Source organism: Cytobacillus dafuensis, from assembly GCF_007995155.1.
Lineage (GTDB): Bacteria > Bacillota > Bacilli > Bacillales > Cytobacillaceae > Cytobacillus > Cytobacillus dafuensis.
Genome location: NZ_CP042593.1, coordinates 2,124,334 through 2,148,069, shown reverse-complemented (window position 1 = coordinate 2,148,069; position 23,736 = coordinate 2,124,334). Strand labels below are relative to the sequence as shown.

The 23,736-nt window shown below is 36.7% G+C and carries 20 protein-coding genes; all 20 read right to left on the bottom strand.

Going from position 1 to position 23,736, the window contains the following annotated elements; genetic code table 11:
- Window positions 1-9: 9 nt before the first annotated feature.
- The gene (gene dapG / locus FSZ17_RS10165; protein ID WP_057769925.1) at window positions 10-1,254 is read right to left on the bottom strand and encodes an aspartate kinase; all 1,245 of its coding nucleotides are present in this window, start codon (window positions 1,252-1,254) and stop codon (window positions 10-12) included.
- Between the two features lie 175 nt (window positions 1,255-1,429).
- On the bottom strand, window positions 1,430-2,479 hold the full coding sequence (gene asd, locus FSZ17_RS10160) for an aspartate-semialdehyde dehydrogenase (protein ID WP_057769923.1): 1,050 nt from the start codon (window positions 2,477-2,479) through the stop codon (window positions 1,430-1,432).
- A 140-nt stretch (window positions 2,480-2,619) separates the two neighbouring features.
- Window positions 2,620-3,219: a dipicolinate synthase subunit B gene (gene dpaB / locus FSZ17_RS10155; RefSeq protein WP_057769922.1), complete on the bottom strand. Its 600-nt coding sequence runs from the start codon at window positions 3,217-3,219 to the stop codon at window positions 2,620-2,622.
- Window positions 3,216-4,118: a dipicolinic acid synthetase subunit A gene (gene dpaA / locus FSZ17_RS10150; RefSeq protein WP_057769920.1), complete on the bottom strand. Its 903-nt coding sequence runs from the start codon at window positions 4,116-4,118 to the stop codon at window positions 3,216-3,218. Before dpaA ends, dpaB begins: the two co-directional genes overlap by 4 nt.
- A gap of 185 nt (window positions 4,119-4,303) precedes the next feature.
- Window positions 4,304-4,546 carry a YlmC/YmxH family sporulation protein gene (locus FSZ17_RS10145; RefSeq protein WP_057769919.1) on the bottom strand — a complete coding sequence of 81 codons (243 nt, stop codon included), beginning with the start codon at window positions 4,544-4,546 and terminating at the stop codon, window positions 4,304-4,306.
- A 356-nt stretch (window positions 4,547-4,902) separates the two neighbouring features.
- The gene (locus FSZ17_RS10140; protein ID WP_057769918.1) at window positions 4,903-6,138 is read right to left on the bottom strand and encodes a M16 family metallopeptidase; all 1,236 of its coding nucleotides are present in this window, start codon (window positions 6,136-6,138) and stop codon (window positions 4,903-4,905) included.
- Window positions 6,139-6,177: 39 nt separating this feature from the next.
- Entirely contained in the window at window positions 6,178-7,164 is a 987-nt protein-coding gene (locus tag FSZ17_RS10135; protein ID WP_057769917.1) for a polysaccharide deacetylase family protein, read from the bottom strand.
- Between the two features lie 161 nt (window positions 7,165-7,325).
- The gene (gene pnp / locus FSZ17_RS10130; protein ID WP_057769915.1) at window positions 7,326-9,446 is read right to left on the bottom strand and encodes a polyribonucleotide nucleotidyltransferase; all 2,121 of its coding nucleotides are present in this window, start codon (window positions 9,444-9,446) and stop codon (window positions 7,326-7,328) included.
- 225 nt (window positions 9,447-9,671) lie between these two features.
- Window positions 9,672-9,941, bottom strand: a complete 270-nt coding sequence (rpsO, locus tag FSZ17_RS10125) for a 30S ribosomal protein S15 (RefSeq protein ID WP_057769914.1) — start codon at window positions 9,939-9,941, stop codon at window positions 9,672-9,674.
- Window positions 9,942-10,061: 120 nt separating this feature from the next.
- Window positions 10,062-11,015 (bottom strand): bifunctional riboflavin kinase/FAD synthetase, encoded by a 954-nt coding sequence (gene ribF, locus FSZ17_RS10120; RefSeq protein ID WP_057769912.1) that lies wholly within the window; start codon window positions 11,013-11,015, stop codon window positions 10,062-10,064.
- Window positions 11,016-11,052: 37 nt separating this feature from the next.
- Window positions 11,053-11,967, bottom strand: coding sequence for a tRNA pseudouridine(55) synthase TruB (gene truB, locus FSZ17_RS10115; protein WP_057769911.1), 915 nt, complete (start codon window positions 11,965-11,967; stop codon window positions 11,053-11,055).
- A gap of 72 nt (window positions 11,968-12,039) precedes the next feature.
- A complete protein-coding gene (gene rbfA / locus FSZ17_RS10110) occupies window positions 12,040-12,405 on the bottom strand; it encodes a 30S ribosome-binding factor RbfA (RefSeq protein WP_057769910.1) in 366 nt (121 codons plus the stop codon).
- A 17-nt stretch (window positions 12,406-12,422) separates the two neighbouring features.
- A complete protein-coding gene (locus tag FSZ17_RS10105) occupies window positions 12,423-12,704 on the bottom strand; it encodes a DUF503 domain-containing protein (RefSeq protein ID WP_082625184.1) in 282 nt (93 codons plus the stop codon).
- Window positions 12,701-14,935: a translation initiation factor IF-2 gene (infB, locus tag FSZ17_RS10100; RefSeq protein ID WP_057769908.1), complete on the bottom strand. Its 2,235-nt coding sequence runs from the start codon at window positions 14,933-14,935 to the stop codon at window positions 12,701-12,703. Before infB ends, FSZ17_RS10105 begins: the two co-directional genes overlap by 4 nt.
- A 19-nt stretch (window positions 14,936-14,954) precedes the next feature.
- Window positions 14,955-15,257 carry a YlxQ family RNA-binding protein gene (locus tag FSZ17_RS10095; RefSeq protein ID WP_057769906.1) on the bottom strand — a complete coding sequence of 101 codons (303 nt, stop codon included), beginning with the start codon at window positions 15,255-15,257 and terminating at the stop codon, window positions 14,955-14,957.
- Window positions 15,254-15,538, bottom strand: a complete 285-nt coding sequence (rnpM, locus tag FSZ17_RS10090) for an RNase P modulator RnpM (protein WP_057769905.1) — start codon at window positions 15,536-15,538, stop codon at window positions 15,254-15,256. Before rnpM ends, FSZ17_RS10095 begins: the two co-directional genes overlap by 4 nt.
- A 15-nt stretch (window positions 15,539-15,553) precedes the next feature.
- A complete protein-coding gene (gene nusA, locus FSZ17_RS10085) occupies window positions 15,554-16,684 on the bottom strand; it encodes a transcription termination factor NusA (protein WP_057769904.1) in 1,131 nt (376 codons plus the stop codon).
- A 71-nt stretch (window positions 16,685-16,755) separates the two neighbouring features.
- Window positions 16,756-17,229: a ribosome maturation factor RimP gene (rimP, locus tag FSZ17_RS10080; RefSeq protein ID WP_185150716.1), complete on the bottom strand. Its 474-nt coding sequence runs from the start codon at window positions 17,227-17,229 to the stop codon at window positions 16,756-16,758.
- A gap of 224 nt (window positions 17,230-17,453) precedes the next feature.
- The gene (locus tag FSZ17_RS10075) at window positions 17,454-21,776 is read right to left on the bottom strand and encodes a PolC-type DNA polymerase III (RefSeq protein WP_057769902.1); all 4,323 of its coding nucleotides are present in this window, start codon (window positions 21,774-21,776) and stop codon (window positions 17,454-17,456) included.
- Between the two features lie 181 nt (window positions 21,777-21,957).
- Window positions 21,958-23,661: a proline--tRNA ligase gene (locus FSZ17_RS10070; protein ID WP_057769901.1), complete on the bottom strand. Its 1,704-nt coding sequence runs from the start codon at window positions 23,659-23,661 to the stop codon at window positions 21,958-21,960.
- Between the last annotated feature and the right edge of the window lie 75 nt (window positions 23,662-23,736).

Genomic DNA, 23,736 nt, shown 5'->3' with positions numbered 1-23,736 from the left:
TTACTTACTTTAAATATCTGTTTTCTCGTACAAGGAATGATCTTTTTCTAATTGGAATGCATCATGTAAAGCATTAACTGCTTTAATTAGATCATTTTGCTTTACTAGCACCCATATGGTAGTATGACTATCCGCTGATTGCAAAATTCTTATTTCTTGCTCAGATAAGGCTGTAACAATTTTGGATGCCACGCCTGGTACACCCTGCATACCAGCTCCAACTACGGATACCTTTGCACACTCCGTCTCCACTAAAGGATTATGGCCTAGGTCTTTCAAAATTTCAATGGCTCTTTCTGTCATTTCTTCAGTCACAGTATAATTAACACCATTGGGATAAATATTGATAAAGTCCACGCTAATTCCTTCATTAGCCATTGCTTTAAATACTTCAGCCTGCAAATTATATTGATCCTTTTTGGCCTGAACTTTAATTTGCGTAATGTTGGAAAGATGGGCAATTCCTGTTACAATTCGTTCCCTAAAATCTATCCCTTTTCGTTCTTTATTTAGTGTTGTAACGAGAGTACCTAAATGATCACTATAGGTTGAACGAATTCGAATTGGGATCTTTGCCTGCATAGCCATCTCCACTGCACGTGGATGAATAACCTTTGCCCCCTGATAGGCCATATTGCACACTTCTGTGTAAGTTACAACAGATAAAGGACGGGCATTTTCAGCAATACGAGGATCAGCTGTCATGATACCATCAACATCCGTAAATATATCAATCCATTCTGCATTTAATGCAGCACCTAGAGCCGCTGCAGAAGTATCACTTCCACCTCTCCCTATCGTCGTCACATCCCCATTTTTGGCAATGCCCTGAAATCCTGCAACAACAATGACATCGTATACTTCAAGCTCTTTATATAACCGATCACATTTCATATCAATAATCTTAGCGTTTGTATGTTCATTATTAGTCCGAAAGCCTGCCTGTGCGCCAGTTAAAGCTGTTGCATGAATCCCGTTCTCTAAAAGCATATTCGTAAAAACAATACTAGAAATGACTTCTCCACAAGAAAGCAATAGATCACTTTCTCTCTTATTAATTATCGTTTTTTTTGTATCAACCAAGGATAAAAGAGTATCAGTTGCATAAGGATCTCCTTTTCTACCCATGGCTGATACAACAACAACTACTTTACCGCCATCAGACAATGCTTTTTTGATATGCTTTAATGCATATTCCCGACTAGCTTCATCACGAACAGATGTACCCCCATATTTTTGTACAATTATTTTCATTGCTACACCTCAATAAAAATCTCTTCTTTGTATTCATTGAAGGTGCGGAGCTTTGCTATATATAATAATTGTGTCGAATAGTTATGAGTAAAAGGTCAATTAGATATAGTTTATTAATGCTTGGCTATGCTCACACCACCAAAGAAATTGTATGCTTAAATGAAAGTCTTTTATCTTACCTTACTAAACCAAGATTAATTAAACTCTCTGCAATTTGAACAGAGTTCCATGCTGCTCCTTTAAGCAGATTGTCAGAAACGACCCACATATGAAAACCTTTTGAGTTATCTAAATCATTTCGAATCCGACCAACAAACACATCACTTTTTCCTACACAATCTGCAGGCATTGGATATATTTGATTTTCTGGATCATCCTGTAAAACAATTCCTGGTGCATCTTTTAGCAATTCTTTAATTTCATGAGAGCTAATTCCTTCATCATTCACTTCAAAATAAATTGATTCGGAGTGACCAGTTGCAATAGGTAATCGAACACAAGTAGCGGCTACTTGAAGTTCAGGAAGATGCATGATTTTCTTTGTTTCATTAATCATTTTCATCTCTTCAAAAGTAAATCCGTTCTCGACGAATTTATCAATTTGTGGAATAGCATTAAATGCAATTTGATAGTGTTTTTTATCTCCTTTTACAGGAAGAATGGCTGGTTCATATGGCTCTTCATTTAATATCGCTTTTGTTTGCTCTTGGAGTTCTTCAACTGCAGCAGCACCTGATCCTGAAACAGCTTGATAAGTAGAAACAATCACTTTTTTAAGACCAAATTTTTGACGGATAGGCTCAAGTGCAACGACCATTTGAATGGTCGAACAGTTAGGATTAGCGATGATTCCTTTATGATTATGGATATCTTCTTCATTCACTTCAGGAACTACTAGTGGAACATTTTCATCCATTCTGAAGGCACTCGTATTATCTACAACAATGGCTCCATGTGCGACCGCATAGTGTGCAAATTCTTTTGACACACTTCCGCCAGCACTGAATAGTGCAATATCCACATTTGCAAAGCTTTCTGATGTTGCCTCCTGTACTGTTAACTCTTCACCTTTATATCGAACTGTACTTCCTGCTGAACGGGCAGAGGAAAGTAATGTTAACTTCGAAATAGGGAAATCCTTTTTCTCTAATGATTGTATCATTTGTTGGCCAACTGCACCCGTAGCGCCTAATACTGCAACATGAAATCCTTTTTTCTGTTCCATAAATAATTTCCCCTCTCAAATAAAAATATTTTTCTAGCAAAAAGCACAATAAAAAACATAATGAATTTTCTTATAATAAAATCCATTTTAACATATTCATTCTTTAAAGTAATAAACTTTTTTGCTAGAAAAATCAGGGGTTACTTTTCGTCTTTATATTTCTCAACAATAACTGGCTGTAATTGCCTGCCATTTATGGCTGTCTCAATTGTTTCTGTGAGTGCAGTCATTCTTGCAACCATGGAATTCGGCTTCTTTATAGGATCATCCTGACCAAATGGAATAAAGTAAATGTTTTTTGTTGCCATTAGTCTCATTAAATTAACTCCATTTAATCCAAGTGCATCATTCGTTGAGATTCCTAAAACTACGGGCTTCTGATTTCTTAATGTTGCCTTAGCTGCCATTAAAACTGGAGAATCTGTCATGGCATTAGCAAACTTACTCATGGAATTACCTGTTAATGGTGCAATAACCATACAATCCAATGGTATCTTGGGACCAAGTGGCTCAGCTTTTACAATCGAGTCAATCACTTTATTCCCTGTCAAATCTTCAATTCTTTGAACCCAATCTTCACCTTTTCCAAATCTTGTTTCAGTACTTTTCACTGTGAACGTAACAACCGGAAGTACCTCAGCTCCTGAGTGAACAAGTTTCTCAATTTCCGGGAATACCTCATCGTACGTACAATGAGACCCTGTTAGACCAAAGCCAATACGTTTTCCTTTTAAACTCATTTATTATTCCCCTTTCGGATTTTCACATCATCTTGAATTAGCTGAGAAAGAACTTTCGCTAATATTTTTCCTGCTGTTTTCGGAGCAACAATTCCAGGTAATCCAGGGGCAAGCAAAGCCTTGATTCCCCTTTTTTCTGCATATCTGAAATCTGTTCCCCCAGGCTTAGAGGCAAGATCGATAATTAATGTATGAACGGGCATCCTTGCAATAACAGAGGCCGTAACAACCAAATGAGGAATTGTATTAATGCAAATATCAGCGTCTTTAATTTCATTTTCCAAATCATTCAAATGAAAAGGGGTCAGCGCCATTTCAGTGATTCTTGCTATATGTTCTGATTTCCTTGCACCTACTTTTACTTTTGCTCCAAGTGCATCAAAGATTCTAGCCACACTCATTCCTACTCTTCCAAGACCAAGAACTGTAATGTTTGATCCATGGATGGTTATATCAGTATGCTGAATAGCCATCATTATAGTTCCTTCAACTGTTGGTATTGAATTATAGATCGCAACATCATCACGTTCAAATAGATTAACGAGTCGTCTATTAGCTTGTTTTGTAATACTGTCTAGATATGAATTGCTAATTCCAGAGTAAATTGTACAATGTGGAGGTGTTTCCAATAGCATCTCTTTTCTCAATATGACCTTTTCATTAGAAAATATCGTTTCTATTTGACCATCTAGACTTGTACCTGGCACTGGTAATATAACAACATCTTTATTTGAAAACTCCACTTCATCTATTTTTTCTTTGACAGCCCCTGTAAAGGCATGGTCTAATTGTTCAAAGCCAATTAATGAAAGCTTGGCATCGAGTTCGGTTAAATTCCGAATGATTTCTAACTGCCTAGCATCACCGCCGATGACAGCGATTTGTACGTCTGTAAGCATGAAACCCTCACCTTCTTCTAAAGAATGAACAGGTATTGTTTATATTAACTACTTCAACATCTTATGTATGGTAGCGTGATTCGGTGAGTTTTCCACAAAAAGAAAAGGGCTTCCTCACAGTCATAATATAGACTTATGAGGCAACCCCAAACAGATTATCTATTCAATTAAGGATCAGTTATTGCTTACTCCTCCTCCGGCATATCTAAAATAATCATATCAGATCCAATCCTTTTTATATGACTCCAAGGTACTCTTATTTCTTCACCCTGTCTCTTGAGTCCGAACCATTTTAAAGATGGGATGACTAATGCTTGTATTTGTCCACTTTTTTCATTAATTTCAAGATCGGTCTGACCCAAAACACCTAATCTTTCTGCTTTCTTTACATCAACGATTTCTTTTCCGCTTAGTTCACTAAGTCTCATCCTTATCCCCTCCATTCCTTTTCCTCTATATATTCATATCATAGAAAAAAAGCTTTTAGACTAAGAAAAGCGCAAGACGAACTTCACGGAAAGGTGCTCTTTACTTTTCTAGGGGGATTGGCTTGTGACCTCGAGATCGACAAAAACGCGACGTCCTATCGCATTGTCGACACTAGTACCTTCTGTACGTCGGGGGTAGGCGCTCCTCTTAAAAGCTATCGCTTTTAGTCGTACGATGTATACGCAGTCGAAGCGTTCCTTGTGAAGCTAGACAGTTCTCTAACTCAAGAAAGATATACTTAATTTTCCAAAATAAAAACAGCCTATAAAATCATATAGACTGTTTCAATTAATATTTATATATTTTTCGGTAATTCTCCATCAGGACTAATAAGGGCAATTGAATAGTTATCTGTAAATATTGAATTAGCCACTTCATCCACACCTTGTTTCGTAACTGCATCAATTTGTTCAAGAATTTCATCTAAAGATCGATGTCTTCCAAGCAGGAGCTCATTTTTCCCGTTTCTGCTCATTCTGCTATTAGTACTTTCCAAACTTAGCATAAGACTTCCTTTTAGCTGCTCTTTACTATTTTTTAATTCCTTTGCTGTAATGCCTTCTTTTTTCAAAATTCTTAGTGTCTCCTGCATTGTGTCAAATAAAAGATCTAATTGCTTTGCTCCTGTTCCACCATAAAGAGTCACCATCCCAGTATCTTTGTAAGCTGAGTGGTAAGAAAAAACTGAATAGGCAAGACCTCTTTGCTCTCTGACATCTTGAAATAAACGACTGCTCATACTGCCGCCCAGAATATTATTCAAAATAATTAGGTTATACATATCATCATGTCCAACTTGAAGACCCTCGAAACCAATGCATAAATGAGCCTGCTCTGTTTCTTTTTTTCGAACAATGCGATTAGAGTGGAATGTAGGATTTTGTTCGACGTTATCGTGTTTGCCACCCTCATATGAACCAAAATATTTATCAACTTCACGAATGAAGGAATCGGAAATATTTCCTGCAATTGAAACGACCACTTTATCAGGCGTATACATATCATGAACATATTCTTTTAGTTTATCCCCATTAAATGTAGTTAATGTTTCTTCAGTACCTAAAATAGGGTAACCAAGAGGATGATTTTCATAGACCGCCTTACTAAGTAGATCATGCACAATATCATCAGGAGTGTCCTCATACATTTTTATTTCTTCATAGACTACATTTTTCTCTTTATTTAGTTCTTCTTCCACAAAGGTAGAATTAAAAAACATATCGGCTAATACTTCAAGTGCAAAATCTGCATGAGTATCAAGAACTTTTGCATAATAACAAGTATATTCCTTTGATGTAAAAGCATTCACTTGACCACCAATGCTGTCGAATGATTCGGCAATTTCTCTAGCGGTCCTTGTTTTTGTACCTTTAAAAAACATATGTTCTAGAAAATGTGAAATCCCATTATTCTTAAGATTTTCATCGCGAGATCCTGTCCCAATCCACACACCAATTGCAACAGAACGAACGGTTGGAATATTTTCTAATACGACTCTTACTCCATTTTGGCATGTATATTTCTTAATCAAATAATTTCCTCCTGTTCCTATGACAAAGCGAGAATCAAGTTAGTTCGTTTCTTCATTATTACCTTTTCCTAAATGATAATAATCTATCGTTCTTTCTGAGCTTAAAAGTTCCGATACGGTACCGATTTGAAAACCTCTTTGTTTAAGCTGCAAAATTAATTGATTTAATGATTTTGCTGTTGGATCCGTTGGGTGCATTAATATCATGGACCCATTGTCAACTTTGCTCATGACACGATTCAATAATTGTTCAGGAGATGGTTTTTTCCAATCTACTGTGTCTACTGTCCACATCACTGTTCCTAGTTTTTCCTCAGCTGCAATTTGGACGGTTTCATTTCTATAACTTCCACTCGGGGGAGCAAACCATTTAATTGGCTTTTCGGTAATTGCCTTTATCACTTCATTTGTTTTTTGTATTTCTTCTCTTGTTTTGCTTGAAGATATTATCTCCATATTTGGGTGTGTAAAGGAATGGTTACCGATTTCATGTCCAGCAGCCTCAATCATTCTTGCTAACTCGGGATTATTTTGAGCCCATCTTCCTTCTAAAAAGAAGCTAGCAGAAACATTATGTTTTTTCAGCGTTGCTAACATATCTGTTAAATATTCATTTCCCCATGCCACATTTATTAATAAACTAACCATTTGTTTATCTGGATGTCCTTTATATATCGGGTTAGGCGGCAAATCGCTTAAATTGACTTTTGGTTGTATTTGATGAAAAACCAATTTTTCCTCACTAAATACTCCATTTGGCTTCATCTTTTTATAGGAAGCTTCTATATCTACTTTTAACCCATTTAGTCCGGGAATCGCTTTCCAGACACGATCAATTTTTGCATCCTGGGGTGGAATATAATAATCTTCTGATTTACTTTCAATTTCTTTGAATAATACATCTTTTTGCTTCATTACAATAATAGAATCTGACTTTAATCCTATAACATATTGGTTCGTTAACGGATTATTGACAAGATAAATTGCAAATATAAAAATAATGCTGAAACTCGTTATTTTCTTCACCTAACATGCCTCCTTCACTAAACAATATGTTTAGTAAGGACAAGGTAGAACGAGCTACTTTTAGCAAAATCCTTGTTTTTTAGTATGTATATGGAAAGAGTCAGGAGGGGCCCCCCTGACTCTGCATTTCATATCATATTAAATTAATTGGGCTTATTATCTTACTGCCCGGCTTTTTCCTTTTGCTCACGCTGTTCACGAAGAACGACTTTACGAGATAAATTTACACGGCCTTGCTTATCAATTTCAGTTACTTTCACAAGCAATTCATCACCAATTGATACTACATCCTCAACTTTACCAACACGTTCTTCGGCAAGCTCAGATATATGCACAAGTCCATCCTTGCCATTGAATATTTCTACAAATGCACCGAATTTTTCAATTCGTTTTACTTTTCCAAGATACATTTGTCCAACTTCAACCTCACGAACAATGTCTTCAATAATCTTCTTAGCCTTTTGGTTCATTTCCTCATTTGTTGAAGAAATGAACACTGTACCATCTTGCTCGATATCAATTTTTACACCAGTTTCTTCGATTATCTTGTTAATTTGCTTTCCACTTGGCCCAATGACATCGCGAATCTTATCTGGATTAATTTTCATTGTTAAAATTTTCGGAGCATATTTAGAAAGCTCAACTCTTGGCTTGGCAAGTGTACTTAGCATAGAATCTAGAATTTGCATGCGGCCTTTTTTAGCCTGCTGAAGTGCTTCTTCTAATATTTCACGAGAAAGACCTTCGATTTTTATATCCATCTGTAGTGCTGTTACTCCTTTTGACGTACCAGCAACCTTAAAGTCCATATCTCCCAAATGGTCTTCCATACCTTGAATATCAGTTAAGATAGAATAATGCTCACCAGATTTGATAAGACCCATAGCAATACCCGCTACTGGAGCTTTAATCGGAACACCAGCATCCATCATGGCAAGAGTACTTGCACAAATACTTGCCTGAGAAGTAGAACCATTAGATTCTAATACTTCAGACACTAGACGTACTGTATAAGGAAAATCCTTTTCAGATGGAATTACTGGCTCTAATGCACGTTCCCCCAATGCACCATGGCCAATTTCACGGCGGCCAGGCCCTCTCATAGGTCCAGTTTCCCCGACGCTGAAATTAGGAAAATTATAATGATGCATAAACCGCTTTTCCTCTTCAATTCCTAATCCATCCAGAATCTGAACATCACCCAGCGCTCCTAATGTACACACGCTTAGAGCTTGTGTTTGTCCGCGAGTAAATAATCCTGAACCATGAGTTCGTGCCAAAAGACCAACTTCTGAAGAAAGTGGGCGAATTACATCAAGTCCACGTCCATCTGGGCGTACCTTTTCTTCTGTGATTAATCTTCGCACTTCACCCTTCACAATCTTATCAAGAATTTGTCTCACTTGTTTCAGGTCATCATCACTTGCTTCCAGCTCTTCAAATTTAGCTATTACATCATTTTTAACTGTTTTAATAGCAGCTTCACGAGCATGTTTTTCCTGAACTTGAATAGCTGTAATCATTTCTGTTTCGCAAAGAGTGCGAACCTTAGCTTCTAAATCTTGATCTAGTTCATATAGGACGATTTCAAGTTTTTCTTTACCAATTTCAGCTACAATTTCTTCTTGGAAAGCGATTAAACGCTTTATTTCCTCATGACCGAACATAATTGCTTCAAGCATTACTTCTTCAGGTACCTCATGAGCACCCGCTTCAACCATGTTAATGGCATCTTTCGTACCCGCTACAACTAAATGGATATCACTATTTTCTGCTTGATCAACTGTTGGATTTATAATAAATTCTCCGTCTACTCGGCCAACACTAACACCGGCAATTGGCCCGCCAAAAGGAATATCTGATAGACATAGTGCTAAAGATGATCCAAACATCGCAGCCATTTCTGATGAACAATCTTGATCAACACTCATGACCATACTAACGACTTGTACTTCATTACGAAAACCATCAGCAAATAATGGACGAATAGGTCTATCAATTAAACGGCTAGCTAAAATTGCTTTTTCACTAGGACGGCCTTCTCTCTTAATAAAACCGCCTGGAATTTTACCAACTGCATACAATCTTTCTTCATAATTTACTGTTAATGGAAAGAAATCTAAATTTTTCGGTTCTTTAGATGCTGTTGCTGTACTTAATACTGCTGTATCATTATAACGAACTAAAACAGCTCCGTTTGCTTGTTTTGCCAATTGTCCAATTTCAACGGATAACTTGCGTCCAGCCCAATCTATAGAATAAATATGTTTATCTTGTCCCATATTTGTAACCCCTCTCTACCTTTTCACAATGGAGGTTTAGCGAATAGTCTTGGAACCCTAAACCTTAAACCTAATTTATTAAAAAGCATAAATGCTCTAAAAAAATAAATATATGTGTATAACTAGTATGTACATTTTTATTATAAGTTAAAATCAATCTTTATGTATGTAAACAAGTGTTCTTTTTAAGCTAATAAAAAAGCGGGAAAAATCCCGCTTCTCTAATTATCGACGTAAACCTAACTTATTAATTAACACACGGTAACGTTGTACATCTTTGTTACGTAGGTAAGTTAACAGGTTACGACGTTTACCTACCATTTTCAAAAGACCGCGACGTGAGTGGTGATCTTTCTTATGAGTACGTAAATGATCGTTCAATTTGTTAATTTCTTCTGTAAGGACAGCGATTTGAACCTCTGGAGAACCAGTATCATTCTCATGAGTTTTATACTCATTGATTAGTTCATTTTTACGTTCTTTAGTGATTGCCATCCGATTCACCTCCTATTTTCAATCCCCTATTACTGAGCAAGCGTCGGTGACTCGACTTGCCAAGCAATGGTTCTTTTGATACGTTAATAAGAATACAACTTTTTATGACAAAATGCAAGGCTAAACATTATTTTTATCAAAGTAGTCAAGAGCTTTCTTTTTATCTTTTTCTATTTGAGCAATAAGTTCTTTTATTCCAGAAAATTTCTGTTCTTTTCTTAAATGCAAATGCCACTCTACTGTAACTTCCTGCCCGTATATATCTTGATCAAAATTAAAAATATGCACTTCAATTGATGGTTTTTGAGATAATTCATTATTAAAGGTAGGCTTATAGCCAATATTACATACACCTTCATACCAAATTCCATCTACAAATAAGCGAACACAATAAACGCCAATTGGTGGAATTAAATACTCACCAAGTAAATCAATATTAGCTGTTGGAAACCCGATTGTCCTTCCCCGTTTATCCCCATGAATAACTGTACCTGTAGTCGTATAGGATCTACCAAGTATTGACGGTATCTTGTCCATCTTTCCCTCATGGATTAAAGATCGAATCAATGTCGAGCTAACCTTTTCATCATCATTAGAAGATAATTTAGGGACAACCGTATAAGCGAATTTATTCCGGGAATGAAATAGTAATGTCTCCATCGTCCCTTTTCCCATTCTGCCATAAGAATAGTCAAATCCTGCAATAACATGCTGAACATTCAATTCAATTAAATATTGATCTACAAATTCTTGCGGCAATAAATTCGCAAACTCCCGGGAGAAATTTACTACATATAAATAATCAATACCTAAACTCGACATAATATTGATTTTATCTTTTAAAGGAGTTATGTACTCAACATGCCTTTCACTTTTCCCTAAAACAACGGATGGATGAGGATCAAAAGTCATAACAGCACTTTTATACCCTTTTTCTTCTGCAACTGCTTTTGCCTGTAAGATCACCTTTTGATGTCCTAGATGTACACCATCAAAATACCCTAATGCCATTGCTAATTCTGGATTTTCATTACTCTTCATTTGATGCGGATGGTTAATAAAAATAATTTCCATGCTGATTCACCTTTTTTCTATCAGAACCTAAATACTACTAGTCATTTCGTAAAACCTTAACTGGCTTCATTAAACCAGGCTTCTGCTGGTGATGTTCATATATGGCAAGTGCCAAGCCAGAATCTGTTTCGAGAACAATGGGACCTTTAACTTTTATTAAAAAATCTGGGATTTGTAAAACGGCTCCGTTTTTCACTTTCTTTGCTAATGTATCATTTATTGTATATTTCGGCAAATGAGAGAGCGCAGTTTCAAGAGGGTGAATAGATTCAGAAATTGTTCCTTGACCTGTCCTATTTTCGATTTCTTCAAATGTCAAACAATCTTGTAATGTGAATGCAGCAGATTGAATTCTCTCAAGATTCGACATATGGGCTGGGTAACCAAGCTCTTCACCGATCATGACTGCTAATGTTCGAATATATGTCCCTTTACTGCAAGCAACTCTAAAGCGAAATTGAATGGTTTCTCCAGCAAAAATATCACGGTCATCTAAAAGTTCAATGGAATAAATCGTGACATTTCTTGTTGGCCTTTCAACCGTTATTCCTTGTCTTGCGTATTCATAAAGTCTTTTCCCATTAACTTTTACAGCTGAATACATTGGTGGAGTTTGTGAGATTTCACCTGTTAGCTTGGCCAATACAGCTAAGATTTTTTCCCTTGAGATAGGCTGTTTTACTTCCTTTTTATCAATGATTTCACCAGAAAAATCTTCTGTAGACGTAGAATAACCAATGGTTACTTCGCCTTCATAAGCTTTTCCTGCATCTGTAATGTATTCCGCTATTTTTGTCGCTCTTCCCAAACAAATTGGCAATACACCTGTGACATCAGGATCTAAGGTTCCTGTGTGACCAATTTTCTTCATCTTTAAGATTTTCCGAAGTTTAAAAACACAATCATGTGAAGTCATTCCCTTGGGTTTATAAAGGGGTAATATTCCTTCCAAAAAATTTCCCTCCTGCCTGAAGAAATGTTCGAAAAAAATGGATAGACGATTGTCTATCCATTTTTTTCGAACTTAATCTTCTTTATCTTTCGTTCGTTCATCATCTTGGATTTGATGCAGTAAAGATTCTATACGATTGCCATAATCAATAGATTCATCAAATTCAAAGAAGATTTCTGGCGTTTTCCGTAACCGTATACGCTGACCAATCTCCGAACGAATAAATCCCTTTGCTTTTGCAAGGCCTTTAAGCGTATTTTCTCTTTGTTCTTCATTGCCAAGAACTGATATATAAACTGTTGCCTGCTGGAGATCACCTGTTACTTGAACATCCGTTACCGTTACAAATCCAACACGTGGATCCTTAATTTTTCGTCCGATAATTTCTCCAAGTTCCTTCTTCATTTGTTCCCCAACTTTATTTGCTCGTAGGCTCATATATATTCACCCTTTTCTTAAAGCCACTCAATATCAGTAATAGTTCGTTCTATTTCTGGAAACGAATCAATTAATTTTAGGGCATTTTGTAATTCATGTTCTGTTGAAACTTTGGAGGCAGATACAGCAATAATGGCTATCTTCGTACGCTGCCATAAATCTTGAAAATCCACCTCAGCGACAGATACATTATATCTTTGTTTCAAACGAGACAATATTCGTTGCAAAACAGCACGTTTTTCTTTTAAAGAATTTGTGTCATAAATAATACATTCACAAGCTGCTAAGCCAATAATCATTTGCGTTCAATTTCTTGCATAATATATGCTTCAATAACGTCTCCTTCTTTAACGTCATTGAAGTTTTTAATTGTGACACCACATTCATATCCTTGACTCACTTCTTTTGCATCATCTTTGAAGCGTTTCAATGCATCAATTTCTCCTTCAAAGATTACAATTCCATCACGGATTAGACGGATTCCACTATCACGTGTGATTTTTCCATCCGTCACATATGAACCAGCAATTGTTCCAACTTTAGATACTTTAAATGTTTGACGAACCTCTGCCTGACCAATAATTTTTTCTTCAAATTCTGGATCAAGCATTCCTTTCATCGCTAATTCTATTTCTTCAATAACTTTATAAATGATTCTATGAAGACGAATTTCAACGCCTTCCGCTTCTGCCGCTCGCTTAGCATTATTATCTGGGCGTACATTAAATCCAATGACAATTGCATTAAATGCAGATGCAAGCGTTATATCGGATTCATTAATTGCTCCAGCTCCAGTATGAAGAATTCGTACATTTACACCTTCAACATCAATTTTTTGCAATGCTGTTGTTAGTGCTTCTGCAGATCCTTGAACATCTGCCTTCACAACAATATTTAGGTCTTTCATTTCACCTTGTTTCATGTGTTCAAACAAGTTATCTAAGCTTACACGAGTTTTTTCACTGCGTTGTGCTTGCAATGCTTGTTTGGCACGAGCCTCTCCAATTTGACGAGCTGTTTTCTCATCAGACAATACAGCAAAACGATCACCCGCTTGAGGAACATCATTTAATCCAGTAATTTCGACTGGAGTTGATGGCCCAGCTACTTTAACTCGGCGGCCGAGATCATTAACCATTGCACGTACACGTCCATAAGTGTTCCCAACAACAATTGGGTCGCCTACTTTTAATGTACCGTTTTGAACAAGTAATGTAGCTACCGAACCACGGCCCTTATCTAACTGTGCTTCGATTACCGTACCTACAGCATTTCGATTAGAGTTTGCTTTATATTCCTCTACTTCACTAACTAGAAGGATCATTTCAAGTAGATTGTCAATGCCCTCTCCCTTTAGTGCAGCAATTGGAACAAATATTGTATCCCCGCCCCAAGCCTCTGGGACTAAACCGTATTCAGTTAATTCTTGCATAACACGGTCAGGATTTGCAGCTTCTTTATCCATTTTATTAACAGCGACAATGATTGGTACTTCTGCTGCTTTTGCATGATTAATCGCCTCTACTGTTTGCGGCATTACACCGTCATCAGCTGCAACTACCAAGATTGTAATATCTGTAACTTGTGCACCACGCGCACGCATTGTTGTAAACGCAGCATGTCCTGGAGTATCTAAAAATGTGATTTTCTTACCATTTACATCTACTTGATAAGCGCCGATGTGCTGTGTAATTCCGCCTGCTTCTCCAGCTGTTACCTTTGTATTGCGGATAGAATCCAATGTTGTTGTTTTTCCATGGTCAACGTGACCCATTATCGTAACTACAGCAGGGCGTTCCACTAATTCCGCATTATTGTCTTCAGTGAAATATACTTCTAAATCAGTTACATCGATATGAACTTCTTCTTCAACTTCAACACCATAATCAGTAGCAATTAATTCAATTGCATCTTTATCAAGTTCCTGATTAATCGTTGCCATGACTCCAAGCATAAATAGCTTTTTAATAATCTCTGAAGGTTCACGGTAAAGCTTCTTTGCAAGCTCAGCAACTGTTAAAGATTCGCTGAAAGTAATTTTTTCTGGCAGTTCTTTTACTTTTTTAGGAGCTTGTGCAGCTTGAGTTTGCTGGACTCTCCCTTTATTATTATTTTTGTTCTTATTGTTATTATTATTGTTATTATTTTTATTTTTATTTTTGTTAAAAGCCTTGTTTTCTTTCTGTTGGCTTTCTTGATTTTGTTTTTTACCTTCACCTGGTTTGAGAGTAGGTTTATTCATTTTTTTATTAGCAATGACAGAATCCTCATTATCAGAAGATGAATGGGCTTTTGGTTTCATTTGAGCTTGTTTCGAATTTTGTTGGTTCTGAGCAGGCTGATTATTTTGCTTTTGAGGCTGCTTTTCATCTTTCTTCCCATAAAGACTGTCTAATTTTTGTATGGCCGATGGTTCTATTGTTGTCATGTGATTGGAAACCTCTATATTCATGTCTTTTAATTTTATAATAACGTCTTTACTTGATACATTATGTTTCTTTGCATATTCGTAAACGCGTATTTTACTCATACTTTCACCCCCGCTGGAATTAATCGAGCAACGACTTCAGTTTTTTTGCAAATCCATCATCTAAAACAGCCACAACAACCCGAGCATCTTTTCCTATAGCATGACCAAGCAATTCTCGATTTTCAACAAGCTTATATGGAACTTCATAGGATTTACATTTATCTGTCACTTTTTTTGTCGTGTTAACAGAAGCGTCCGCTGATAACAATATGAGCTTCGCTTTACCGTTTCTTATTTCTTTGATAGTTAGCTCTTCACCCGAAGTAATTTTTCGTGCCCGATTCGCTAAGCCAAGCAATGACATCCATTGATTTTCGTTCATTTGGATTGTCGTTTCTCCTTCTCTATGAGCTCAATGAGCTCTTCATAAATAGAATCATCTATTGAAACATCTAAATGGTTGGCTAAAACATTTTTCTTTTTTGCTAGCACTACTGCTTCCTTTTCCTTAGAAAGGTATGCGCCACGACCAGATTTTTTTCCTGTTAGGTCAACCGACACTTCACCTTCCTTAGAGCGAACGATGCGAACGAGTTCTTTTTTCGGTCTCATTTCACCGGTTGCGACACATTTACGCATGGGAACTTTTTTACGATTGTTCACGATCATTCACCTCTATTAATCCATATCATCTTGCAAATCAAGTTGATCTTCATCTTCTAACTCATTATTTTCAAAATTCAACAAAGTTTCCTCTCGTGGATACATTCCTATTTCACGAGCTTCTGACTCCGATTTTATGTCAATTTTCCAACCAGTCAATTTAGCTGCTAATCTTGCGTTTTGCCCACGCTTTCCGATTGCCAATGAAAGCTGATAATCTGGAACAACTACTGTAGTAGCTTTATCATTTTCATTCACAATGACATCAAGAACTTTAGAGGGGCTTAATGCATTGGCAACGAAAATAATTGGATCTGAAGACCATTTTACAATATCGATCTTTTCACCTTTCAATTCATTCACGACCGCTTGAACACGAGTTCCCTTAGGTCCAACACATGAACCTACTGGATCGACTTCTTCATTATCAGAATGAACGGAAATTTTCGAACGATCTCCCGCTTCACGAGCAACCGATTTAATCTCTACAGTCCCATCGTATATTTCTGGAACTTCGATTTCAAATAATCTTTTTAGTAGCCCTGGATGAGTTCTTGAAACAAAAATTTGTGGTCCTTTTGTTGTTTTCTCAACTTTTGTAATAAAAACTTTTATCCTGTCATGAGGTTTATACTGCTCGTTCGGCATTTGTTCATTAGCAGGAAGAATGGCTTCAATCTTTCCAAGACTGACATAAATGAACTTGGAATCCTGACGCTGTACAATCCCTGTCATGATATCTTCTTCACGGTCGATAAATTCAGAATAAATAATTCCTCTTTCCGCTTCTCGGACACGTTGTGTTACGACCTGTTTTGCAGTTTGTGCTGCAATACGTCCAAAATCTTTAGGTGTAACTTCTAATTCCACAATGTCTTCAATTTGGTAGTTCGGATTAATTCTTTGTGCATCTTCAACTGAAATTTCCAATCTAGGATCAAATACTTCATCCACCACTTCTTTTCGTGCAAAAACTCTCATTGTACCGTTTCCAAGATTCAAATCAATGCGAACATTTTGAGCTTGGTTAAAATTTCTACGGTATGCCGACACTAACGCTGCCTCTATCGCATCAATGATGACATCACGTGATATACCTTTTTCTTTTTCCAACAAAACTAGAGCATCCAACAATTCGCTGCTCATGAGATACTAATCCCCCTTTAATAGAAAAGCGCAAAGCGCCATTATCTTTATAAAATACTAATTACTTAAATTTAAGAAAAAACCACTGCTAAACGTGCATTGGCCACTTTTTCATAAGGAATGTCAATACTTTTTTTCCTCGTTTTAATTTTGATTTCAACTGTGGCAGTTTGGCCATCAAACTTTGATAATATTCCTTCAAAGGTTTTAACACCATCAATTGGTTCATATGTTTTAATAAAAACATTTTTACCTAATGCCTTTTCAAAATCCTTACCATTTTTTAGAGGGCGTTCAGCACCAGGCGATGAAACTTCCAAGAAATAATTGTAAGGAATAGGATCAATCTCATCAAGCTTGTCACTTAATTTCTCACTGACTTGCCCACACTCCTCTATATCAACACCTGTTTCCTTATCGATGAATACGCGAAGAAACCAATCTTTTCCTTCCTTTACATATTCAATGTCAACTAATTCTAATTTAAGCTCATCTAAAATTGGAGTGACTAATTTTTCTACTGTTTCAGTCACTTTGCTCATAATATCCCTCCTTTAGCTTCCTACTTAAGTTCGATTAGACGGTAAAATTGTAAACTAATAGTATGACTGAAAATTTAGCGTACACAACACGAAAGAGTGGGTTGCCCCACTCTTCTTTTCGAGAGTTATCGTTAGTATTTCCACTAAAACTATACCATAACCATATTTTTAATGCAAATGGAAAAGCTTCCAATACATGGTTATCAGATTGAATAGAATAGATTAGATTAAAAAAGAGAAAGCTGGTTTTGTTCAGGAAGTGATTCTAAACATCCATGATTATCCAAATACTCAATGATTGTCTTAGATAATCTTCCTCTCTGCTGAAGATCTTCTTTAGACAAGAACTCTCCTTCCTCCCTAGCTTTAACTATGTTAAAAGCAGCGTTCGTTCCAAGACCAGGAATTGAATTAAAAGGAGGAATAAGTGTTTTTCCATCAATGATAAACTCATTGGCGCTTGAGCGATATAAATCTACCTTCTTAAAGCTAAATCCACGTTCTGTCATTTCAAGTGCAAGCTCCATCACGGTTAAAAGATTTTTTTCCTTTGTTGAAGCATCTAAACCCTTTGCATTTATTTCTTCAATCACTGATCGAATGGATTGAGACCCTTTAACCATTGCACCAATATCGAAATCCTCAGCGCGAACAGAGAAATATGCTGCGTAATACAAGAGAGGATGATGAACTTTAAAGTATGCTATCCTCACTGCCATCAACACATATGCAGAAGCATGCGCTTTTGGGAACATATATTTGATTTTTTTACAAGAATCAATATACCATTCAGGAACCTTATTTTTTCTCATTTCTTCTTCCATTTCGTCTGTTAAACCTTTACCTTTACGGACTGATTCCATAATTTTAAAAGCGAATGCAGGTTCAAGCCCTTGGTAGATTAAATAGACCATTATATCATCACGACAACCGATTACTTCACTTAATGTACATATCTTATTGTGAATGAGCTCTTGAGCATTACCAAGCCATACATCTGTACCGTGGGACAAACCTGATATTTGAACGAGTTCTGAAAAGGTTGTAGGCTTTGTATCCTCTAACATTTGCCTTACAAATCTTGTTCCAAACTCTGGAATACCAAGTGTTCCGGTTTTACACATTATCTGCTCTTCTGATACACCAAGAGATTCTGTACCGCTAAATATTTTCATTACTTCCGGATCATCTGTAGGTATTGTTTTTGGATCAATCCCACTTAGATCTTGAAGCATACGTATAACAGTTGGATCATCGTGTCCAAGAATATCGAGCTTTAATAGGTTATCATGGATGGAATGGAAATCAAAATGGGTTGTTTTCCATTCTGAATTTTTATCGTCTGCTGGAAATTGAATTGGTGAGAAATCATAAATATCCATATAATCAGGCACAACGATAATTCCACCAGGATGCTGTCCTGTTGTTCTTTTAACACCAGTACAACCAGAGGCAAGCCGCTCCACTTCGGCACCTCTTAATTGAAGATTATTATCTTGTTGATAGGCTTTCACATAACCGAATGCTGTTTTATCAGCGACAGTACCGATTGTACCTGCACGGTATACATAATCTTCTCCGAATAACACCTTCGTATAATTATGGGCACGCGGCTGATATTCACCAGAAAAGTTTAAGTCAATATCCGGCACTTTATCTCCCTTAAATCCCAAAAATGTCTCAAAGGGAATATCCTGTCCGTCTTTTTTATATTTAGCTCCACATTGAGGACAATCCTTGTCAGGGAGGTCAAAACCCGAGCCCACTGAGCCATCATTAAAGAATTCAGAATGCTTGCAATCTGGACAAACATAATGCGGAGGTAGCGGGTTCACTTCTGTAATTTCCGTCATGGTTGCAACTAAGGACGAACCTACTGAGCCACGAGAACCTACAAGATATCCATCATCTAATGATTTTTTTACGAGTTTATGAGATATAAGATAAATAACGGCAAATCCATGACCGATGATACTTTTAAGTTCTTTTTCCAGACGAGCTTCAACAATTTCTGGCAAGTTATCTCCGTATATATGTCTTGCCATTGAGTAGCTCATATTGCGCATTTCATCATCTGCGCCTTCAATTTTCGGCGTGTAGAGATCGTCTTTAATTGGCTTAATGACATCTATCATGTCAGCAATTTTATTCGTATTCTCTACAACAATTTGTTTTGCCTTTTCTTTTCCTAGGAATGAAAATAATTCGAGCATTTCATTCGTCGTACGGAAATGAACATCTGGAAGCCGGTGGCGATTTAAAGGGTTCGCTCCACCTTGAGAACTTATAAGAATTTGCCGGTAAATTTTATCATTAGGATCTAAATAATGAACATTTCCAGTCGCAGCAACTGGCAGTTCCAGCTTTTCACCAAGTTTTACAATATTACTAATGATATCCTCAAGTGCCTTCTCATTTTTTATTAGTTCAAGTTCAATTAAATGGGCATAAACCTCTTTAGGATGAACCTCTAAATAGTCATAAAATGTTGCAATTTCTTCAACTTCTTCTGGAGACTTTTGCATCATTCCCTCAAAAACTTCCCCTTTATCACAGCTTGAACCAACTAGAATTCCTTCACGGTGCTTCTGAAGCAGTGATCTAGGTATCCGCGGGACTCGATAAAAATAATTGAGATGGGATATGGACACAAGCTTAAAAAGATTTTTTAAGCCGACTTCAGTTTGAGCAAGTAAAGTGCAATGTGATGGCCTTGCCCTTTGATAAGCATTTCCTTCTCCCATATGATCATTGAATTGATCGTGAAATTCAATTTCTTTCTCTGCTGCATCCTTTAGCATTTTTAGTAAAAGATAGCCTGTTGCTTCAGCGTCATATATGGCTCTATGATGCTGTGTAAGTTCAACATCAAATTTCTTCGCTAGTGTATTTAATCGATGATTTTTCATGTCTGGGTATAGAAATCTAGCGAGCTCTAATGTATCAATAACTGGATTTTCTGCCTTCCCTAGGCCGATTTTTTTGTAGCCAACATTTAAGAAACCCATATCAAAAGAAGCGTTATGAGCAACGAGGATTGCATCATTCGTCCAGTTATAAAACTTTTGTAAAACTTCATCTACCTCTGGAGCATTTTCCACAAGATCATCCGTAATTCCGGTCAAGTTTATTGTTGTTGCAGAAAGAGGATGGTGTGGGTTAGCAAATGATTCAAAACGATCAATGATCTCTCCGTTTTGTATTTTTACTGCTGCAAGCTCAATGATCGTATCATAGACAGCAGATAAACCTGTCGTCTCCACGTCAAACACGACATATGTGTCATCTGTTAACTTTCGATGAGAACTGTTGTATGCGATTGGAACACCATCATCTACTAAGTTTACTTCAACACCGAATAATATTTTTATATCATTCTTCTTTCCTGCACTAAATGCTTCAGGAAAGGACTGTACATTTGCGTGGTCAGTAACAGCTATTGCCTTATGTCCCCATTTCTTTGCCTGCCCTATAAGAGTGCTAACAGATGTAACTGCATCCATCTGGCTCATCGGAGTGTGAAGATGAAGTTCTACTCTTTTTTCATCCTCTGGTGCAGTATCTTTTCTTGTGTCTGGTTTAATCTCGTTAATATCATTTCCGATCATAACGAGATCACGGACAAATGTGTCATTTTGAATGCTGCCTCGTACTTTAAGCCACATTCCTTTTTTAACTAGTTGAAACAATGCCGCATCTTCTTTATCACGAGAAAACATTTTGACAAGAATTGAGCTTGTGTAATCCGTTATCTTAAAGGTTAAAAGTGTTCTACCGCTACGAAGCTCTTTTGTTTCAGCTGAGAATACATATCCTTCAATGGCGAGTCGTCGTTCTTCATCAACGATATCAATCAGCTTTCTGTAATCAGCATCATCTTTAATTGTTAATCCGATCATAAGAGGACCTTGAGGAGTTGCAGCATCACCAGAAGTAGCCTCTGCTTCTTTCTTTTGCATGTCTATCAATGCTTGAAGACCGCGTTCTTGATCCTCCTTTTGTTTCGCTTCTAAGAATCTCTTATACTCTTCATTTGATGCTTCTGCAGAAATTTCAGTATCAATCACTAAAGAAGGAAAACCATATGTCTCAAAAACACTCGAAATAATTCCTGCATATTTTCTCTTAATAGACAGACCTTCTGTATCATTTCTTACATTTATAAGAAGCTTGTTTCCTTGTACTGTAGGAAATTGCTCATTTAACAATTTTAAAAGCGGTGGTGCCATTCCTTCCATTTCCTGAATACAATTCTGCCAATACCCTAGAATTAATTGATCATTGAATTGTTGATTCCTCACTTCAATCGTAAAAGCAATTTTTGCTATATGAGAGAATGATTTTTCTAATCTTTTTGTAAATAAAATAAATATATCAAATGGCAAAATATGATCAAAACGGAAAAAGAAATGCCACTTTTTAGCGCGCTTTTCAATCACAACTTTATCGATTTCAGCTTGCTGTAAATGCTGCACGATTGTATCATCCGTAAGCTGCAGCTGTTGGAGCAAGAGTTGGAATCGCTTTTTTTTTGCATGGGCTTCCTCCATAAATCTCTCTCCCATCCATAAATATTATATTTTGTTTCATCTAAACACATACAGACGAAAACTATTATATCATGAACTCTTAATTATAGTTTTTTTACAATGGCTTCGGAAAATAATTTTAACTAGGAAATTTTGGCGTTTTACCAAAATAAAAGGATCCCCTAAAAGGAATCCAAATTATTTAAAGGGATGTTAAAATATTTGATATCGTTTCAACCAATTGCTCTTTATACACTTCCTGCACTTCACCAGTTTTGCGAACTTTTACTTCAACTATACCTTCTGAAGCCTTCTTTCCAACAGTTATGCGAACTGGTAATCCAATGAGATCAGCATCTGCAAATTTTACTCCAGGCCTTTCCTGACGATCATCCATTAATATATCGTAGCCTGCTTCTTTCAATCGTGAATAAAGCTCCTCTGCAAGTACTGACTGATCATCATCTTTCATATTCACTGCAATTAAATGTAGATCAAATGGAGCAATATTCACAGGCCAAACAATACCTTTTTCATCATGAAATTGCTCAACGATTGAGGCCATCGTACGAGAAACTCCGATTCCGTAACACCCCATAATCATTGGCTGGTTTCTTCCATTTTCATCTAAATAAGTTGCTCCCATAGCTTCACTATACCGTGTACCCAATTTAAATACATGCCCCACTTCAATCCCTTTTGCAAAAAGGATTGTTCCATTTCCATCCGGAGATAGATCTCCTTCTTGAATGAAACGCAGGTCCGTATATTGGCTGACATGAAAATCTCGAATTGGGTTTACATTCATATAATGATAATCTACTTCATTTGCACCACATACAGCATTCGTTAAGCTTTCAATAGCAGTGTCTGCTATAATATCGACATTTGAAATTCCTACTGGTCCTAGTGATCCTATTGAACAGCCGAGAATTTCCTTTGTTTCATCTGCACCAGCTAGCTCTGCATTTGCTGCTCCAAATAAATTCTTTAATTTTATGTCATTAACCTCATGATCACCGCGAACTAATACTAAAACATATTTATCATCCACTTTAAATAGCAAAGATTTAATACATTGCTCTGGAGAAACATGAAGGAAGGATGAAACTTCTTCTATTGTTTTTTTATTTTCTGTTTTAACCTTTTCTAATTCCTTTATTTTTTCGCTACTTTTTTCATACTTCGTAATGACTGGAGCCATTTCGATATTTGCAGCATAGTTGGAAGAATCGGAATAAGCTATTGTATCTTCCCCTACTTCTGATAAAACCATAAATTCATGAGTATCTTTGCCACCCATTGCGCCTGAATCAGCTATGACAGCCCTAAAGTTTAAACCACAACGAGTAAAAATATTTGAATATGCTTGGTACATTTTTTCATAAATGTCATCAAGGCTATTTTGAGTAGAATGAAAGGAATAAGCATCTTTCATTATAAATTCACGTCCGCGTAATATCCCAAAGCGTGGGCGCTTCTCATCACGAAACTTTGTTTGGATTTGATAAAGTGTTATAGGTAATTTCTTGTATGTTTTGATTTCATCACGCACTAAGCTTGTAATCACTTCTTCATGAGTAGCTCCTAAAGCAAAATCTCTTGAGTGGCGATCCTTCAATCTCATCAATTCCGGTCCATACGAATACCAGCGTCCTGACTCCTGCCATAGCTCTGCAGCTTGCATAGCTGGCATTAGCAATTCCACACCACCCGCATGATCCATTTCTTCACGTACAATTGCTTCAATTTTACGCAAAACTTTATTTGCAAGTGGAAGATAGCTATATATCCCACTTGCATTTTGTCGGATAAATCCTGCCCTTAATAGTAATTGATGGCTCTTAATTTCTGCGTCTGCAGGATTTTCCTTCATTGTTGGAATTAAGATTTTACTTTGTTTCATTTTGTACACCTCTATATATGATTCATTTACAGAAAAGCAAAATAAAGGGTCATGCTCTTATTAGTTCATAAAGCG

Coding starts and splice junctions, on each gene's coding strand:
- FSZ17_RS10075 (WP_057769902.1), bottom strand. CDS start 21,776: ATGGAGGAAGCCCATGCAAAAAAAAAGCGATTCCAACTCTTGCTCCAA.
- dpaA (WP_057769920.1), bottom strand. CDS start 4,118: ATGCTTACAGACGTACAAATCGCTGTCATCGGCGGTGATGCTAGGCAG.
- dpaB (WP_057769922.1), bottom strand. CDS start 3,219: ATGAGTTTAAAAGGAAAACGTATTGGCTTTGGTCTAACAGGGTCTCAT.
- rbfA (WP_057769910.1), bottom strand. CDS start 12,405: ATGAGCCTACGAGCAAATAAAGTTGGGGAACAAATGAAGAAGGAACTT.
- infB (WP_057769908.1), bottom strand. CDS start 14,935: ATGAGTAAAATACGCGTTTACGAATATGCAAAGAAACATAATGTATCA.
- FSZ17_RS10105 (WP_082625184.1), bottom strand. CDS start 12,704: ATGATTATTGGCTTAGCAGCTTGTGAATGTATTATTTATGACACAAAT.
- FSZ17_RS10070 (WP_057769901.1), bottom strand. CDS start 23,661: ATGAAACAAAGTAAAATCTTAATTCCAACAATGAAGGAAAATCCTGCA.
- rpsO (WP_057769914.1), bottom strand. CDS start 9,941: ATGGCAATCACTAAAGAACGTAAAAATGAACTAATCAATGAGTATAAA.
- asd (WP_057769923.1), bottom strand. CDS start 2,479: ATGGAACAGAAAAAAGGATTTCATGTTGCAGTATTAGGCGCTACGGGT.
- pnp (WP_057769915.1), bottom strand. CDS start 9,446: ATGGGACAAGATAAACATATTTATTCTATAGATTGGGCTGGACGCAAG.
- nusA (WP_057769904.1), bottom strand. CDS start 16,684: ATGAGCAGCGAATTGTTGGATGCTCTAGTTTTGTTGGAAAAAGAAAAA.
- dapG (WP_057769925.1), bottom strand. CDS start 1,254: ATGAAAATAATTGTACAAAAATATGGGGGTACATCTGTTCGTGATGAA.
- FSZ17_RS10095 (WP_057769906.1), bottom strand. CDS start 15,257: ATGAACGAAAATCAATGGATGTCATTGCTTGGCTTAGCGAATCGGGCA.
- ribF (WP_057769912.1), bottom strand. CDS start 11,015: ATGGAAATTATTTTTATTAACCATCCGCATCAAATGAAGAGTAATGAA.
- FSZ17_RS10145 (WP_057769919.1), bottom strand. CDS start 4,546: ATGAGACTTAGTGAACTAAGCGGAAAAGAAATCGTTGATGTAAAGAAA.